The 662-nt window shown below is 71.9% G+C and carries 1 pseudogene; it reads left to right on the top strand.

Annotated features, from left to right (window positions below):
• Positions 1 to 106: 106 nt before the first annotated feature.
• Positions 107 to 662, top strand: a pseudogene (locus tag D7V77_RS42335) (mechanosensitive ion channel family protein); the annotation flags it as partial.

Here is a 662-nt window from a genome sequence, read left to right as displayed (position 1 = left end):
CGCCCGCACCGCGTCCTGCCCTTGTCCTTCCGCGTCACCACTGCTGGACAGCCTCCGCTCAGGGTGATTGTTTGTTCTCAAATTACCTAAGAATCAGGAGAGTGCCGTGCGTCGTTTCGTGCCGCCGTGGCTGTGGATGTTGCTGCTGTTGGGACCCGTGGGGGCCTTCGCGCTGAACGCGGGGCTGCCGCCGCCTCCGCCGGAGGTGGACCGGAGCACGCCCACGGCGACGGCGGTGGGGTTCCTGGAGGCGGCGCATGCTCGGGACGGGCTGCGGGCGCCGCACTACCTGGACCTGTCGCGGCTGCCTCCGGAGACGCAGGCGGAGGAAGGGCTGACCCTGGCGCGGCGGCTGGTGGTGGTGCTGGACCGGACGCTGTGGCTGGACTTCGCGCGCATCGGCCGCGAGCCCGCTGGCCCCGGGGAGCGCGCCCGCCGCGAGGTGCTGGGCCAGGTGGCCACGACTCGAGGCCCCCAGGACATCGTGCTGGAGCGGGTGGACGCGGAAGGGGGCCCCGTGTGGGTCTTCAGCGCGGACACGGTGGGCGCCATCGACACGCTGTTCCAGGAGCACGGGTCGCCGCTGCTGGAGATGCTGCCGCCCGTGTTCTTCACGCGCCCGCTGTGGGTGCTGGAGACGTGGCAGTGGCTGGGGCTGGCGG

This window comes from Corallococcus sp. CA041A, from assembly GCF_003612075.1.
Classification (GTDB): Bacteria; Myxococcota; Myxococcia; order Myxococcales; family Myxococcaceae; genus Corallococcus; species Corallococcus exiguus.
Note: the sequence above shows the minus strand (reverse complement) of the source record. Positions and strands in the feature narration are given on the sequence as shown.